General features: G+C 73.0%; 12 protein-coding genes and 1 pseudogene. 6 read left to right on the forward strand and 7 right to left on the reverse strand.

What is annotated here, in order from left to right; all coding sequences use genetic code 11:
- Positions 1-97: 97 nt before the first annotated feature.
- From ABZ016_RS38800 to ABZ016_RS38810, 3 genes are all read left to right on the forward strand, one after another.
- Positions 98-1,705, forward strand: coding sequence for an FAD-dependent monooxygenase (locus ABZ016_RS38800; RefSeq protein ID WP_356921489.1), 1,608 nt, complete (start codon positions 98-100; stop codon positions 1,703-1,705).
- Between the two features lie 285 nt (positions 1,706-1,990).
- Complete coding sequence (locus ABZ016_RS38805; protein ID WP_356921467.1) at positions 1,991-2,548, forward strand: cysteine dioxygenase; 558 nt, start codon at positions 1,991-1,993, stop codon at positions 2,546-2,548.
- Positions 2,539-2,964, forward strand: a complete 426-nt coding sequence (locus ABZ016_RS38810; RefSeq protein WP_356921490.1) for a rhodanese-like domain-containing protein — start codon at positions 2,539-2,541, stop codon at positions 2,962-2,964. The genes ABZ016_RS38805 and ABZ016_RS38810 overlap by 10 nt, the downstream gene beginning before the upstream one ends.
- Before the next feature lie 40 nt (positions 2,965-3,004).
- Here ABZ016_RS38810 and recX read toward each other — a convergent pair whose 3' ends face one another.
- Both recX and recA read right to left on the reverse strand, forming a co-directional pair.
- Positions 3,005-3,841: a recombination regulator RecX gene (gene recX / locus ABZ016_RS38815; RefSeq protein WP_356921468.1), complete on the reverse strand. Its 837-nt coding sequence runs from the start codon at positions 3,839-3,841 to the stop codon at positions 3,005-3,007.
- Between the two features lie 3 nt (positions 3,842-3,844).
- Positions 3,845-4,960 carry a recombinase RecA gene (gene recA, locus ABZ016_RS38820; protein ID WP_356921469.1) on the reverse strand — a complete coding sequence of 372 codons (1,116 nt, stop codon included), beginning with the start codon at positions 4,958-4,960 and terminating at the stop codon, positions 3,845-3,847.
- A gap of 260 nt (positions 4,961-5,220) precedes the next feature.
- Between recA and ABZ016_RS38825 the strand changes: the two genes are divergently transcribed.
- Positions 5,221-5,880 carry a class I SAM-dependent methyltransferase gene (locus ABZ016_RS38825; protein ID WP_356921470.1) on the forward strand — a complete coding sequence of 220 codons (660 nt, stop codon included), beginning with the start codon at positions 5,221-5,223 and terminating at the stop codon, positions 5,878-5,880.
- A gap of 28 nt (positions 5,881-5,908) precedes the next feature.
- Here the strand turns inward: ABZ016_RS38825 and ABZ016_RS38830 are convergent, their stop codons facing one another.
- The gene (locus ABZ016_RS38830) at positions 5,909-7,075 is read right to left on the reverse strand and encodes an AI-2E family transporter (RefSeq protein WP_356921491.1); all 1,167 of its coding nucleotides are present in this window, start codon (positions 7,073-7,075) and stop codon (positions 5,909-5,911) included.
- Between the two features lie 219 nt (positions 7,076-7,294).
- Positions 7,295-7,489, reverse strand: coding sequence for a DUF3046 domain-containing protein (locus ABZ016_RS38835; protein WP_356921471.1), 195 nt, complete (start codon positions 7,487-7,489; stop codon positions 7,295-7,297).
- 79 nt (positions 7,490-7,568) lie between these two features.
- Here ABZ016_RS38835 and ABZ016_RS38840 point away from each other — a divergent pair, with 79 nt between their 5' ends.
- Positions 7,569-8,546: a hypothetical protein gene (locus ABZ016_RS38840; protein WP_356921472.1), complete on the forward strand. Its 978-nt coding sequence runs from the start codon at positions 7,569-7,571 to the stop codon at positions 8,544-8,546.
- Here the strand turns inward: ABZ016_RS38840 and ABZ016_RS38845 are convergent, their stop codons facing one another.
- The 3 genes and pseudogenes from ABZ016_RS38845 to ABZ016_RS38855 form a co-directional block, all read right to left on the reverse strand.
- Positions 8,547-8,858 carry an AzlD domain-containing protein gene (locus tag ABZ016_RS38845; RefSeq protein ID WP_356921473.1) on the reverse strand — a complete coding sequence of 104 codons (312 nt, stop codon included), beginning with the start codon at positions 8,856-8,858 and terminating at the stop codon, positions 8,547-8,549.
- On the reverse strand, positions 8,855-9,505 hold the full coding sequence (locus ABZ016_RS38850) for an AzlC family ABC transporter permease (RefSeq protein WP_356921474.1): 651 nt from the start codon (positions 9,503-9,505) through the stop codon (positions 8,855-8,857). Before ABZ016_RS38850 ends, ABZ016_RS38845 begins: the two co-directional genes overlap by 4 nt.
- Positions 9,457-10,431: pseudogene (locus ABZ016_RS38855) on the reverse strand (AraC family transcriptional regulator). Before ABZ016_RS38855 ends, ABZ016_RS38850 begins: the two are co-directional and overlap by 49 nt.
- Before the next feature lie 128 nt (positions 10,432-10,559).
- Here ABZ016_RS38855 and ABZ016_RS38860 point away from each other — a divergent pair.
- The gene (locus tag ABZ016_RS38860; RefSeq protein WP_356921476.1) at positions 10,560-15,482 is read left to right on the forward strand and encodes an ATP-dependent helicase; all 4,923 of its coding nucleotides are present in this window, start codon (positions 10,560-10,562) and stop codon (positions 15,480-15,482) included.
- Positions 15,483-15,536: the final 54 nt, after the last annotated feature.

The following is a 15,536-nucleotide window of genomic DNA, read 5'->3' on the forward strand; positions in this document are numbered from 1 at the left end:
CAATGGGTTGCATACGTTCTGTGATCGTGCACCCTGCTCCAACTTCGTGTTCACCTACGTCTCTCAGGACAACACCACGGGCAGGGGGCGCCGCGCCGTGGACCCGGTGATCATCGTCGGAGCCGGCCCCGTCGGGCTCACGCTCGCCCTGGCGCTGGCGCGTCAGGAGGTGCCGTGTGTCGTCCTCGACGAGGGGCCGGGCAAGGACGAACCCCGTGCGGCGCGCACCGTGGTCCTGCGCGAGGACACCGCCGCCCTCATGGAACGGCTGGCCGGGGTGTCCCTGGCCCGGGCCGGTGCCCGCTGGGTCGGATGGCGGTCGATGCGGCGCAGGCAGGTGATGCGCGAGATCGTCTTCGACGGCTCGGAGCCGCCCCCGCTGCACATCGCCCAGCACCACCTCACCGGCGTCCTGCGCGCGGCCCTGTCGGGTGAGCGGTTGGTCAAGGTCGCGGTGGAGAGCCGTCTGGACGGCATCGAACAGGAGTCCTCGGGTGTGACGGCCCATACTCGTGGGCCCGAGGGCACCTACTGGCGGGGCAGTTACCTGGTCGGCTGCGACGGCCCCCGCTCGACCGTGCGCAAGATCCAGGACATCCGCTTCCCGGGCCGTACGGCGGTGGAACGTCACGCCGTCGCCGCCCTGCGTACGGAACTGCCCTGGTCCGACGAGGCCTTGCTGCACCGCATGCCGCCGTGGCGGATGTCGGGCCCCTCGGCGGGCGAGGTCACCGCGCGCCCACTGCCGGACGGCGTCTGGCGCCTGGACTGGCTCCTGCCGCCCGGCAAGGACCTGGTCACCCCCGAGCTGCTGCTGACCCGTATCCGGGAGACCCTGGCCGGCTGGGCGGGCGGAGCCACCCCGCCGTACGAGCTCCTGGACACCGGCGTCCACACCGTCCACCACCGTCTGGCCCGCCGCTGGCGCGCCGACCGCGTCTTCCTCGCCGGGGACGCTGCCCACCTGCTCGGCGCGATGGGCACGCACGGCCTGGACGAAGGGCTGCGGGACGCCGACAACCTCGCCTGGAAACTGGCCCTGGCCTGGCATCACGGGCCGCACGAAGCGCTTCTCGACAGCTACCAGACCGAACGGCGGGCGGTCGTCGCCGCCCGGCTGCGCGCCGCCGACCAGGCGCTGCCGCTGCTGCGCGGCGGCGGGGGCCTGCGCTCCTACGTGCCCGGCTCGACCCGTGGGCACGACACGCTGCTCACGGAGGGCCACCTGGGGCACGGCCAGCTCGGGGCGCCGGGGGCGTACGCCGACTCGCCGCTCGCACCCGGGCAGCTCGAAGGGGAGGTTCCCGTCGACACACCGCCCGGAGCACCGGTGACCGACGTGCGGGTCACCGCGGAGGACGGCACGTTCGTGCGGCTGCGGGACCGGCTCGGCCGGGGTTCGCTGCTCGTGGTGCTGATCGCGCCGGGCACGAGTGTGTGGGAGCGCAAGCACTGGGCCGGCGCCGGCATCATGCCCCGGCTCGCGGCCGCGGTCTCGGCGCTGCCGCACCCCGCGGAGCTGCTGGTCGCCGAGAGCTATCCGGGTGCGGCCGCGCACTCGGTGCTCCTGGTGCGCCCCGACGGGCACCTCGTCACCGCGCTGAGCGGGGTGCGCCCGGCCGACCTGTACACCGCGGCGGAGGCGGCGGTGGGCGGACCGGTGAAGGCGCAGGCCGAGGCAGGTGCGTCGGCCGGCTCGCGCTGACACCTGCGTCCGCCGGAGTGACGTGACCCCTGTCACCGTGCGTCCGCATGGTGACAGTGAGTTGACCGGCCCCCAGGGGCATGGTGTACTCCGGGGCGTGACCGACACCTGTGTGCGCCTGTGGCGGAGGGTCCATATGGACCTCCTCCGCTATGTGGGCTGCGTGTGTCGCCCGTCCTGCTGACTTCGCGTCTTCCCCTTTCCCGCGCGCGCCGCGCTCTGTCTGCCGCGGCTCCGACGCGCCTGCCTCGCGAAACCCTCGACAGGACCTTCAGGACGGCACCCGTGTCTGTATCCCCTTCCGCATCCCCGTCTGTCTCCTCCCCCGTCTCCTCCTCCGCCACCGGTTCGGCGCCCACTCAGGCCGACCTCTTCGACTTCGTGCGGCGTACCGCGGCCGACACCGAGCTGATCGCTTCCCTGCCGCTCGACCCCGAGGGCCGCACCTGGGTGCGGCTGGACGGCCCCGGTGGCAGCGAGGCCTGGCTCATCGGCTGGCCGCCCGGCACGGGCACCGGCTGGCACGACCACGCCGACTCCGTCGGCGCCTTTCTGACCGCCTCGGGCGAGCTCAAGGAGAACTCGCTCGCTGCGCGACTGCCCACCGACGGCTGGAAGACCCTCGAGCTCTCCGACGGTGTCGACCGGGAACGCCGGCTGACGGCCGGGCAGGGCCGCGCCTTCGGCCGGCACCACGTCCACGAGGTGCTCAACGAGTCCTCCGACCGGCACGCGATCTCCGTGCACGCCTACTACCCTCCCCTCCCGCAGATCCGCCGCTACAGCCGCAGCGGGCCGATCCTGCGGCTCGAGCAGGTGGAGCGACCGGAGGACTGGCAGTGAGCGGCAAGGGTCAGCAGGTGGGCTCCGACGTCCGGTCTCCCGTCGGCATCGACGAGTTGCTCGAGCGCGTACGGGCGGGCTACGAACGGATCGAGCCGCAGCAGGCGTACGAGGCTGCCCAGGCCGGTGACGCGCTGCTGGTGGACATCCGCTACGCCGCCCTGCGCGAACGGGACGGCCTCATCCCCGATGCCGTCGTCGTCGAGCGCAACGAACTGGAGTGGCGTCTCGACCCGCAGGGCAGCCATCGCCTTCCCGAGGCCACGAGTCACGACCTGCGCATCGTCGTGATCTGCAACGAGGGGTACGCCTCCAGCCTGGCGGTCCAGTCCCTGCGCGGGCTGGGACTGCACCGGGCCACCGATCTGGTCGGCGGGTTCCAGGCCTGGCGAGGGGCGGGGCTCCCCGTGGTGTGACCACTCCGCCGGGCCCGGAGCTGTCTCCTCCACGAGAAGCTCAGAACTGTTCCTCGCCCAGGAAGTCCGGGTCCTCCCCCTCCTCCTCCAGGGCTCGCCGCACCACGCGCAGGGCCATGCCCTCCGGGTAGCCCTTGCGGGCGAGCATGCCCGCGAGGCGGCGGAGCCGCTTGTCGCGGTCGAGCCCACGGGTGGAGCGGAGCTTGCGGTCGACGAGTTCCCGCGCGGTCTCCTCCTCCTGCTCGGAGTCGAGCTGGGAGACGGCCGCGTCGATCAGCGTGGAGTCGACCCCTTTGGTCCGCAGCTCCTGGGCGAGCGCGCGCCGGGCCAGTCCACGGCCGTGGTGCCGGGACTCGACCCAGGCGTCGGCGAAGGCGCTGTCGTTGATGAGGCCGAGCTCTTCGAACCGCGACAGCACCTCCTCGGCGGCGTCGTCCGGGATCTGCCGTTTGCGCAGGGCGTCGGCGAGTTGCTTGCGGGTCCGCGGGGTCCCGGTGAGCAGGCGCAGGCAGATCGCCCGCGCCTGCTCCACCGGGTCCACGGGAGGCTCCCCCTCCTCGGCCCTCGACGAGGAGAGGGCACCTCCGTCCTCGGCGATCACCTCACCGAAGCCACGCCGGCGGCGCCCACGCCCCTGACGCGCACCGCCGTCACGCGAGCCGTCCCGGGATGAGCCGCCTCCGCGGGAGCGGCGGCCGGATGAGCCGCTGCCCCGGGAGCCCTCGCCGTACAGCCCTTCGCCGCCTTCGTACAGCCGGTCGTCCCCGGACGTGTCCTCCCCGTCCACGGCCGAGCCCGTGTCGCCTCCGGTGCCCCTCCCCCGTGGGGCGCCGGAGGCGGCGTACTCGTACTCCGCCCAGTCGGTTCGTCGTGTCACGGGTCAGCTCTTGGCTGCGGCGGCCTTGGACTTGCTGCTCTTGGCCGCCGCCGGGGCAGGCACCGCCGCCGCGTCGGCCGGTGCCGCGGCGTCCGTGCCCGGCTCGGTCGCCGGCTCCTCGGGACGCACGCCGACGCCCAGCTTCTCCTTGATCTTCTTCTCGATCTCGTTGGCCAGGTCGGGGTTGTCCTTCAGGAAGTTGCGCGCGTTCTCCTTGCCCTGGCCGAGCTGGTCGCCCTCGTACGTGTACCAGGCGCCGGCCTTGCGGACGAAGCCGTGCTCCACGCCCATGTCGATCAGGCCGCCCTCGCGGCTGATGCCCTGGCCGTAGAGGATGTCGAACTCGGCCTGCTTGAAGGGCGGCGCGACCTTGTTCTTGACGACCTTGCAGCGGGTGCGGTTGCCGACCGCCTCGGTGCCGTCCTTCAGGGTCTCGATGCGGCGGATGTCGATACGCACCGAGGCGTAGAACTTCAGCGCCCGGCCACCGGTCGTGGTCTCCGGGGAGCCGAACATCACGCCGATCTTCTCGCGGAGCTGGTTGATGAAGATCGCGGTGGTCTTGGACTGGTTGAGCGCGCTGGTGATCTTCCGCAGGGCCTGGCTCATCAGGCGGGCCTGCAGACCCACGTGACTGTCGCCCATCTCGCCCTCGATCTCCGCACGCGGGACGAGCGCGGCGACGGAGTCGATGACGATGAGGTCGAGGGCGCCGGAGCGGACCAGCATGTCCACGATCTCCAGGGCCTGCTCGCCGTTGTCCGGCTGGGAGAGGATCAGGTTGTCGATGTCGACGCCGAGCTTCTTCGCGTACTCGGGGTCCAGCGCGTGCTCCGCGTCGACGAAGGCGACCTGGCCACCGGCCTTCTGCGCGTTCGCCACCGCGTGCAGGGTCAGGGTGGTCTTACCGGAGGACTCCGGTCCGTAGATCTCCACGACCCGGCCGCGCGGCAGGCCGCCCACGCCGAGCGCCACGTCGAGGGCGGTGGATCCGGTCGAGATGACCTCGATGGGCTCCTTGGTCCGGTCGCCCATGCGCATGACCGCGCCCTTGCCGAATTGCCGTTCAATCTGTGCGAGCGCGGCATCCAGGGCCTTCTCGCGGTCGGTTCCTGCCATGGGTTCCACCCGATTTGCTTGAGTCGATCGCTTCACGTCAAAGACGCTAACGCCTGCCACTGACAATGCGCCCCGACGCACGTCCGGCCTGTGGATAACTCGGGCACCTCTCTACCCAAACTACGTCGAAATGCCCACCGTTGAGCCGTGCCGGTGCCCCCATAAGAATGGATGTTCGATTTTCGTGTCAAGCGCACCACGCGGCACACCCGGTGCCCGGGGTTGACCTTCCCGCAAGGACATGCCCGACCCTGCCCGTCATGAACAGTGACGACGACACCCTCCTCGCGGAGCAGATCGCCTACTACCGCGCAGGAGCGGCCGAGTACGACCGGCCCTACGCGGAGCGCGCGCAGCTCCAGCGGCTCCTGGCCATGACGGACAGCCTCCCGATCAGCGGAGACGTGCTGGAGCTGGCCTGCGGAACGGGCCAGTGGACCCCGCTGCTCGCCGCCCGGGCGCGTTCGGTGACGGCTGTCGATGCCGCCGCCGAGATGCTCTCCGTCGCCCGTGCGCGCACTCCCGCCCCCAACGTCCGGTTCGTCCGGGCCGATGTGCTCGAGTGGCGACCGCAGCGGCGGTACCGGACGGTGTTCTTCGCCTTCTGGCTCTCCCATGTCCCGCCGGCGCGGTTGCCCGCCTTCTGGAGCGCCGTCGCCGGCATGCTCGCACCGGGCGGCAGAGCGGTCTTCGTCGACGACGGCCCCTCCGCTGCCGCGGCCGAGGAGAGCGTCACGGTCGGGTCCGTCCCCACGGTGCTGCGCCGGCTCGACGACGGCAGCCGGTACCGCGTGGTGAAGGTGTTCCACGACGCCTCGACGCTGACCGCCGATCTCACGGCGCTGGGCTGGACGGCCCGCGTCCAGGACGTCGGCGGAAGCATCGTCGGCATCGCGGAACCGCCGGCCGGCGCTGCCTGACCGCTGCTCGGTCGGTCCGGCGGCGGGATCAGGAGGAGTCCTGCCCGGGCCCACCGCCTCCGGGCCCGGGCTTCTGCGCCCCTGGTCGCCGTGCCCACAGCTGCCTCGCGCGCGTGATCGGGCCCGGCCCCTCCCCCCGCCGGCGATGGCCGTGCACCCGGGGGTCGTCCGTGACGTCGTACCGCTTCACGTACGCCCCGAGGAACGCCTGGAGCGTGGCGACCGCCGGGATGGCGATCAGTGCGCCGACGGCACCGAGGAGCGCGGTGCCCGCGATGACCGAGCCGAAGGAGACCGCGGGGTGGATGTCGACGGTCTTGGAGGTCAGCTTGGGCTGGAGCACGTAGTTCTCGAACTGCTGGTAGACCACGACGAACAGCAGCACCCACAGCGCGTACCAGGGGTCCACCGTGAACGCGATCAGCATGGGCAGCGCACCCGCGAGATACGTGCCGATGGTGGGGATGAACTGCGACACCAGGCCCACCCACACGGCGAGCACGGGCGCGTAGGGCACGTCCAGGGCCTGCAGCAGGACGAAATGGGCCGCGCCGGAGATCAGGGCCATGAGACCGCGGGAGTAGATGTACCCGCCGGTCTTGTTGACGGCGATCTCCCACGCGCGCAGCACCTCGGCCTGCCGGGCGGGCGGCAGGACGGAGCAGATCGCGCGGCGCAGCCGAGGGCCGTCCGCGGCGAAGTAGAACGAGAACAGCGCGATCGTCAGCAACTGGAAGAGGCCCCCGATGACCTGGGCGGACACGTCCAGGACACCTGTGGCGCTGTTCTGCACGTAGTTGCGCAGCCAGTCGGAGCGGAGCAGACCCTCCTGGATGTCCACGCGCTTCAGGTCGGTGTTGAAGTGCGTGTTGATCCAGTGGATGACGGAGTCGAGGTACTCCGGGAAACCCTCGATCATCTTGATGATCTGGTCCGCGAGGATGGAGCCGAGCAGCGTGACGAAGCCCGCGGCCACGACGGCCACGCCGATGAAGACGACGAACGTGGCCAGCCCCCTGCGGATGCCGCGCGAGGCCATCCAGCTCACCGCCGGTTCGATGGCCAGTGCCAGGAAGAACGCGATCAGGATGTTGATCAGCAGTCCGGTGAGTTGGTGGAAGGCCCAACTGCCCAGCTGGAACACGGCGACGAGGGCGAGTGCGAGCACCATGGCACGCGGCAGCCAGCGCGGCATCCGGCCGTTCGGCCCTGCCGAGGCCCCGCCGGCCGGGGGCCCGGCGGGCGGCGTCGTACCGAACGGGGAGGAACGCCGGGCTGCCTGCCCGGCCTCGTCAGCCGCTGCCTGCCCGGTCTCGTCACTTGGTGCCACGGACCAAGTCTCACCCACGCCACCGACAGCCGTCTGCCCACCTGCGATCTTCTCGACCGGTCGCTCAGTGGTCTGCACGACTGGTCAACGCTTCTCCCTCGGCACGTCCATCACCGTGCACACGACCTGCCAGACCTGCTTGGCGTCCCAGCCGGCGTCGAGCGCCTCGTGCACCGTGCGTCCGCCCAGATCCGACATCACGTGGTCGCGCGCGAAGGTGTCGGCGTAGCCAGGACCGAAGTGCTCCGCCATCCGCTGCCAGAAGACCGTCAACCGCATGCCTCCAGTATCCCGCCCCTGGGGTGTGCCTGGGCCGGGACCGCCTGCCGGCACCGCTTTCCGCCCTACGGTCTGACCCATGGCCGATACAGGAGCTTCCGCACTCTCCCCGACGCCCGCACTCCCGCGGACGCCCCCGCCGCACAGCCCGGTCGCACGCGCGGAGCGCTTCGTCTGGCTCACCGCGCGCGTGCTCGAGCGGCATCTCTTCGCCCACCACTTCCGGGGCGCCCCCGCCGACCCCGTGGAGATCGCCTTGGACGCCTACCGCAACGAGGACGGCGGGTACGGCCACGCTCTGGAGCCCGATCTGCGTGGCCCGGTCAGCCAGCCGCCGCACACCGCGCACGCCCTGGGCGTCCTGGACGCGGTGGGACGGTGCGCCGGCCAGCGCGTGGAGCGTATGTGCCGCTACCTGACGTCGGTCTCCACGCCGGACGGCGCCCTCCCGGCGGTCCATCCGAGCCAGCGTGGCTACCCCACGGCCCCCTTCGTGACGGTCGTGGACGACCCGCCCAGCGCCCTCCTGGCGACGGGGCCGGTGGTGGGGCTGCTGCACCGCAACGAGGTGTGGCACGCCTGGCTGTTCCGGGCCACGGACTTCTGCTGGCAGGCGGTCGAGTCGCTGGAGGAGCCCCACGCCTTCGAGATCGAGGCCGCCGTGGCCTTCCTGGACTCCGCCCCCGACCGCCCGCGCGCGGAGGCGGCCGCCGCCCGACTGGGCCGCCTGGTACGCGCCCACCGCCTCGCGATCCTGGACCCCGACGACCAGGACCCCGACGACCAGGACCCCGGCCCGGTCTCCCCCGGCCACGCCCCGGACGAACACCACTTCCCGCACGACTACGCGAGGACACCGCGCTCCCTCGCGCGCGCCTGGTTCAAGGATGACGAGATGGCCCGCTCCCTCGACCACCTCGCGGCCCGGCAGCAGGCGGACGGCGGCTGGCCAGGGCGTCGGGGCCACTGGGCCCCGGCGCCCACCATGGAGGCCCGCCCCTTGGCGACGATCGAGGCCCTGCGCACGCTCCGGGCCTACGGCCGCCCCGTCTCCTGATCAGCCGGCTCCCATGGCCCGCACCCCCGCGGTCACCACCACGGCAGCCCCGACGACGAGCAGGAACGGGGCACGCAGCATCAACGCCACGGCCGCTGCGCCCAGCCCGGCGGCCCGTGCGTCCAGCACCAGTGTCTGCCCGTCGGCGAAGGTCTGCTGGGCCGTGAGGGCCGCGAGCAGCGCGACGGGCAGCAGCGCGGCAAGCCTCTTGACGACGGGCCGTTCGAGGGCCCCCGCGGGAACCAGCAGCCCGGCCAGCTTGACGGCGTAACACCCGAGGACGGTCACCCCGATCGCGATCCAGACGTTCACCGCTCAGCCCTCGCTCCCCCGCGCCGGCCGTCCGCCCACAGCACGACCGGCGCCGCCAGCGCGGCCAGCAGAACCGGTACCCCGGCGGGCAGGACGGGCAGCAGCCCGAGCCCCAGCAGCACGGCGAGTCCGGCCACGGCCCGCTCGGTGCCGGTCCTCAGCATCGGTGCGAGCAGGGCCAGGAACACCGCGGGACCGGCGGCGTCCAGCCCCCACGCGTCGGTGTCCCCGATGGCCTCGGCGCCCAGCGCACCGAGCAGCGTGGTGAGGTTCCACAGCAGGTACAGGCTCAGCCCGGTGACGGCGAACCCGATCCGGGCACTGCGCCGCGTGGGCTGTGCGAGCGTGACGGCGGCCGTCTCGTCGATCACCCACTGCGCGGCGAACGGCCGCAGAGCGCGCGGGAGGGCCAGCACCTGCGACAGCCGCAGGCCGTAGAAGGCGTTCCGCACGCCCAGGAAGAAGGCCCCGGCCGCGGCCGTGAACGGGCTGCCTCCTGCCGCGAGGGCCCCCACGAGGGCGAACTGGGACGCCCCGGTGAACACCAGCAGACTGAGCGCGCATGTCTGCATCAGCGTGAGCCCGCTGCCCGCCGACGTCACCCCGAAAGCGAACCCGGAGAGCCCGACGGCCACCCCCACGCCCAAGGCGTCCCGTACGACGGCGCGGTCCGGCTTGCCGCCGGTCCCTGAATCTCTGAGAGCTGTCCATTCTGCCACGCCCGGCACGCTACGAGCAGCCGCTACCCCAAATCTTGTACGTTCTTGCGCTCCCGCTGGTACGCCCCCGGAGGCACGCCGACCATCCGGCTGAAGTGCCGGTTGAGATGGGGTTGGTCGGTGAACCCCACGGTCACGGCGACCTCCGCGGGCGCCGTCCCCAGATCCAGCAGCCGCCGCGCCCGCCGTACCCGCGCGTCCGTGAGCCACGCGTGCGGCGGCATGCCGTAGGTGTCCCGGAAGGCCCGCAGCAAGGCGAACGGGCTGGTCCCCAGCTCGGCGGCCAGCCGTTCCAGACTCGGCGGCCGGGCCAGTCGCTCCTCCAGCACCCCACGCGCGCGTGCGGCGATCCGGGCCCCCGCCGTCCGCACCTCCCGCCGCGGCATCGGCCCGCCGTTCAGCCGCAGCAGCCGGGTCACGGCGACCCGCAGCAGCGTGTCGGCGGCCAGGGCGTTGCCCTCGTCGGCCGCCCGCAGCACCTGATGCACCAGCCCGACGGCGTACGGATCGTCCATCACCGGGTTCACGAACCCCGGCGTCCCCCGCAGGGCCGTGGTCTCGGCCGCGATCTCCGCCACCACGTCGACGGACGGATACACGGCCCCGTACCGCCACCCCTCGGGCACCCCCGCGCGCCCCGTGTGCGGAGTGTCCGGATTCACCAGCGCCAGAGCTCCGGCGCCCGCGTACTGGTCACCCCCGCCGTGGTGGAACACCTCGACCCCGTCGGCGATGGCGGCGATCACGAAGTTCTCGTGCGTGTGCCGCACGAAGGTCTTCCGCACATAGCGGGCCCGCAGCAGATCCACACCGGGCAGATCGTCGTACTGCCAGTGCCGCGCGCGCTCGCTCATACGACCATTGTCCGTGCGACGCGCGGATCCTGACCCCCGCACCCACAGCGCCTCCCCGGCCCGCCACCGGCGGACGGGCAGGACTCGGCGGCGGACCCGTTGTCAGTGCCGAGGTGCACGATGGATCCATGGCCAGCCACGCACACCGAGCCCTGGACACCTTCTCCCCCGCGACCCGCGCCTGGTTCACGGGGGCCTTCTCCGCGCCCACCACCGCCCAGTCCGGCGCGTGGCAGGCCATCCACGAGGGTTCGGACGTGCTGGTCGTCGCCCCCACCGGCTCCGGCAAGACCCTGGCCGCCTTCCTGGCCGCCCTGGACCAGCTGGCCTCGGCGCCTCCCCCCGCCGACCCCAGGAAGCGCTGCCGCGTCCTGTACGTCTCGCCGCTGAAGGCCTTGGCCGTGGACGTCGAGCGCAACCTCCGCAGCCCCTTGACCGGCATCCGCCAGGAGTCCGTACGCCTCGGCCTGCCCGAGCCCGAGGTCAAGGTGGGCATCCGCTCGGGCGACACCCCCGCCGCCGAGCGCCGGGCCCTGTCCACCCGCCCGCCGGACATCCTGATCACGACCCCCGAGTCGCTGTTCCTGATGCTGACCTCGGCCACCCGCGACGCGCTGACCGGGGTCGACACGGTGATCCTCGACGAGGTGCACGCGGTGGCCGGCACCAAGCGCGGCGCCCACCTGGCGCTCTCCCTGGAGCGACTGGACGACCTGCTTCCGAAGCCCGCCCGCCGCATCGGCCTGTCCGCGACGGTCCGCCCGGTCGACGAGGTGGCCCGGTTCCTCTCGCCCCGCCGCAAGGTGGAGATCGTCCAGCCGGAGTCGGGCAAGGAGTTCGACCTGTCCGTGGTCGTCCCGGTCGAGGACCTTGGCGAGCTGGGCGGCTCCCCGGTGGCGGACGGCTCGGAGGGCGCCGAGCGCCCGTCGATCTGGCCGCACGTCGAGGAGCGGATCACCGACCTCGTCCAGGCCCACCGCTCCACGATCGTCTTCGCGAACTCCCGCCGCCTCGCGGAGCGCCTGTGCAACCGCCTGAACGAGATCGCGTACGAACGGGCCACGGGCGAGCCCCTCGACGAGCACCACTCCCCCGCCGAGCTGATGGGCGGCTCGGGAGCCGCCCAGGGCGCTCCGCAGGTCATCGCCCGTGCCCACCACGGCTCGGTGTCCAAGGAGCAGCGCGCGCTGGTCGAGGAGGACCTCAAGGCGGGCCGCCTCCCCGCGGTGGTGGCCACGTCCAGCCTGGAACTGGGCATCGACATGGGTGCGGTGGACCTCGTGGTGCAGGTGGAGTCGCCCCCTTCGGTGGCCTCCGGCCTCCAGCGCGTCGGCCGTGCGGGCCACCAGGTGGGCGCGGTCTCCACCGGCGTGGTCTTCCCGAAGTACCGCGGCGACCTGGTCCAGGCGGCCGTGGTCACCGAACGCATGCGGACCGGTGCCATCGAGTCCCTCCGGGTTCCCGCCAACCCCCTGGACGTGCTGGCCCAGCAGGTCGTCGCCATGACGGCCATGGACAGCTGGCAGTTCGACGACCTCCTCGCCGCCGTGCGCCGGGCCGCCCCGTTCGCCTCGCTGCCCGAGTCCGCGTTCACGGCGGTCCTGGACATGCTGGCCGGCCGCTACCCGTCCGACGCGTTCGCGGAGCTGCGCCCGCGCGTGGTGTGGGACCGGGTCACCGGCGAGATCAGCGGCCGCCCCGGCGCACAGCGCCTCGCTGTCACTTCCGGGGGCACGATCCCCGACCGGGGTCTGTTCGGGGTCTTCCTCGCCGGAGCCGACCCGAAGAAGGGCGGCGGCCGGGTCGGCGAGCTCGACGAGGAGATGGTCTACGAGTCCCGTGTGGGTGACGTCTTCACGCTCGGCACGAGTTCCTGGCGCATCGAGGACATCACCCGCGACCGCGTCCTGGTCTCCCCGGCCCCGGGCGTACCGGGCCGGCTGCCCTTCTGGAAGGGCGACCAGCTCGGCCGTCCGCTGGAGCTGGGCCGGGCGGTGGGCGCGTTCCTGCGCGAGGTCGGCTCCCTGTCCGAGGAAGACGCCCGATTCCGCCTCGTCGCCGCCGGCCTGGACGCCTGGGCGGCGGACAATGTGCTCTCGTACCTGGCCGAACAGCGCGAGGCCTGCGGTCACGTCCCGGACGACCGGACGATCGTCGTGGAGCGCTTCCGTGACGAGCTCGGTGACTGGCGCGTGGTGGTGCACTCCCCCTTCGGCGCCCAGGTGCACGCCCCCTGGGCGCTCGCGCTCGGCGCCAAGCTCTCCGAGCGGTACGGCATGGACGCGCAGGTCATGCACGCTGACGACGGCATCGTGCTGCGTCTGCCGGACGCCGACCTGATGGGCCTGGACCTGCTGGACCAGGAGCCGGTCAAGATGGGCCGGGAGTACGACGCCGAGCAGGCGCCGGTGGGCGCCGCCGACGTCGTCTTCGACAAGGGCGAGGTCGACCAGGTCGTCACCGACCAGGTGGGCAGCTCGGCGCTGTTCGCGTCCCGGTTCCGCGAGTGCGCCGCCCGTGCGCTGCTGCTGCCGCGCCGCAACCCGGGCAAGCGCACCCCGTTGTGGCAGCAGCGGCAGCGTGCTTCCCAGTTGCTCCAGGTGGCGAGCGAGTTCGGCTCGTTCCCGATCGTGCTGGAAGCGGTCCGCGAGTGCCTCCAGGACGTCTTCGACGTCCCCGGGCTCGTCGAGCTGATGGGCGACCTGGAGTCCCGCAAGGTACGCCTCGTCGAGGTCACGACCGCCGAACCGTCCCCGTTCGCGCGCTCCCTGCTCTTCGGCTACGTCGCCCAGTTCCTGTACGAGGGCGACTCCCCCCTCGCCGAGCGCCGGGCCGCGGCCCTGTCGCTGGACTCGCGGCTGCTGGCCGAGCTGCTGGGACAGGCGGAGCTGCGCGAGCTGCTGGACGCGGAGGTGCTGACGGAGCTGGAGCGGGAGCTTCAGTGGCTCACCGAGGACCGCCGCGTCAAGGACGCCGAGGGCGTCGCGGACATCCTCCGCCTCCTCGGGCCGCTCACGGACGCGGAGCTCGCCGAGCGGGGCGCCGAGCCGCAGTGGGCGCAGGAGCTGGCCGGTGCCCGCCGCGCCATCCGGGTACGGGTCGGCGGCGCCGACCACTGGGCGGCGATCGAGGACGCGGGCCGTCTGCGCGACGCACTGGGCACAGCCCTTCCGGTCGGCGTCCCGGAGGCCTTCACGGAGCCGGTCAAGGACCCGCTCGGCGACCTCCTCGCGCGGTACGCCCGCACCCACGGCCCGTTCACCTCGGCCACGGCGGCGGCCCGCTTCGGCCTGGGCACGGCCGTCACCGAGGGCGCCCTCCAGCGGCTCGCCGCGGCGGGCCGGGTCGTGCAGGGCGAGTTCCATCCCGCCGGGATCGGCCAGGAGTGGTGCGACGCGGCCGTGCTGCGCCGGCTGCGCCGCCGCTCCCTGGCCGCGCTGCGGCACGAGCTGGAGCCGGTGCCCCCGCCGGCGCTCGCCCAGTTCCTCCCCCAGTGGCAGCACATCGGCAAGGGACACTCCCTGCGCGGCATCGACGGGCTGGTCCGGGCCATCGAGCAGGTGCAGGGCGCGTCCGTACCGGCCTCCGCGCTGGAGAAGCTGGTCCTGCCCTCCCGGGTCGTGAACTACACCCCGGCGATGCTGGACGAGCTCACCGCCGCCGGGGAGGTGGTGTGGGCCGGGGCCGGCTCCCTCCCCGGCAAGGACGGCTGGGTCTCCCTCTACCTGGCGGACGCGGCCCCCCTGCTCCTGCCGCCCCCGCATCCCCTGGAGCTGACGGCCCTCCATCAGTCCGTCCTGGACAACCTGTCCGGGGGCTACGGTCTGTTCTTCCGCCAGATCGCCGACCAGGTCCGCGCCACCACCCACCCGGACGCGACCGATCCGCAGCTGGCCGACGCTCTCTGGGACCTCGCCTGGTCCGGGCGCCTCACGAACGACACGCTCACCCCGATGCGCTCCCTGCTCGGCTCGGGCCGCACCGCCGGTTCCACGGCCCACCGCGCCAAGCGCGCGGTCCCGCGCGGCCGCTACGGCTCCCTGACGGCCGCGGCCCGCACCGCGTCCCGCACCGGCCCACCGACCGTTGCCGGCCGCTGGTCCCTGCTCCCGGCACACGAGCCGGACCCCACGGTGCGGGCCCACGCCCTCGCCCGTACGCTCCTCGACCGGCACGGCGTGGTGACCAGGGGCGCGGTCTCGGCGGAGGGCGTCGAGGGCGGGTTCTCGGCGACGTACCGCGTACTGTCCGCCTTCGAGGAGAGCGGCCAGGCCCGCAGGGGCTACGTCGTGGAGGGCCTCGGCGCCGCGCAGTTCGCGATGGACGGCGCCGTGGACCGCCTGCGCGCGGTGTCCAACGCCCGGGACCGCGGCGAGGGCCCGCCCGACCTCACTCCGGGCCCCGACCTCGATCCCTTCCCGGCCCACGACTTCGCCGGACCGGACGCCTCGGCCCCCTCCACCGACCACACCGACGACCCCGGGCACGACGACTTCGCCGGCTTCGGCGCCGCCTTCGAAACCCCGGCGCCCCGGCCCGCCCCGGACGAGTACGTCTCGCCCCGCGACTACGCCCCACAGAGCACCCCGCCCTGGCAGAACGGCGGGCGCGGACCGAACGACCCCGGATTCCCGAGCCGCCGCAACCGCCCGGATCCGGCCTCCCGGGCCGTCGTCCTCGCCGCCGCCGACCCGGCGAACGCGTACGGCGCCGCCCTGCCCTGGCCCGAGCCCCCGACCGGCGCCGGACACAAGCCGGGCCGCAAGGCGGGCTCCCTGGTGGTACTCGTCGACGGTGAGCTGACGCTCTACATGGAGCGCGGCGGCAAGACCCTGCTGGCCTGGGCCGCCGACCCGGACGGCGACCCCACCGACGACCCCCGCCTGAGCGCCGCCGCCGAGTCCCTGGCAGCGGCCGCCCGCGCGGGTTCCCTCGGCACGGTCACCGTCGAGCGCGTCAACGGCGCCCAGGCCCTGACCTCCCCCATCGGCACCCTCCTGGAAGGAGCGGGCTTCATCGCGACGCCCCGAGGACTGCGCCTGCGCGCATGACGACCAGACGCCCACAGCCACTCCGACCGAGCACGCCCCCGTGCCACCCTTGAC

Source organism: Streptomyces sp. NPDC006372 (genome assembly GCF_040612515.1).
GTDB lineage: Bacteria > Actinomycetota > Actinomycetes > Streptomycetales > Streptomycetaceae > Streptomyces.

What these genes read in the sequence shown, in the direction of transcription:
- ABZ016_RS38830 (WP_356921491.1), bottom strand. Translation starts at nt 7,075, where the DNA reads ATGCCGCGCTGGCTGCCGCGTGCCATGGTGCTCGCACTCGCCCTCGTC.
- recA (WP_356921469.1), bottom strand. Translation starts at nt 4,960, where the DNA reads ATGGCAGGAACCGACCGCGAGAAGGCCCTGGATGCCGCGCTCGCACAG.
- ABZ016_RS38835 (WP_356921471.1), bottom strand. Translation starts at nt 7,489, where the DNA reads ATGCGGTTGACGGTCTTCTGGCAGCGGATGGCGGAGCACTTCGGTCCT.
- ABZ016_RS38825 (WP_356921470.1), top strand. Translation starts at nt 5,221, where the DNA reads ATGAACAGTGACGACGACACCCTCCTCGCGGAGCAGATCGCCTACTAC.
- ABZ016_RS38840 (WP_356921472.1), top strand. Translation starts at nt 7,569, where the DNA reads ATGGCCGATACAGGAGCTTCCGCACTCTCCCCGACGCCCGCACTCCCG.
- ABZ016_RS38860 (WP_356921476.1), top strand. Translation starts at nt 10,560, where the DNA reads ATGGCCAGCCACGCACACCGAGCCCTGGACACCTTCTCCCCCGCGACC.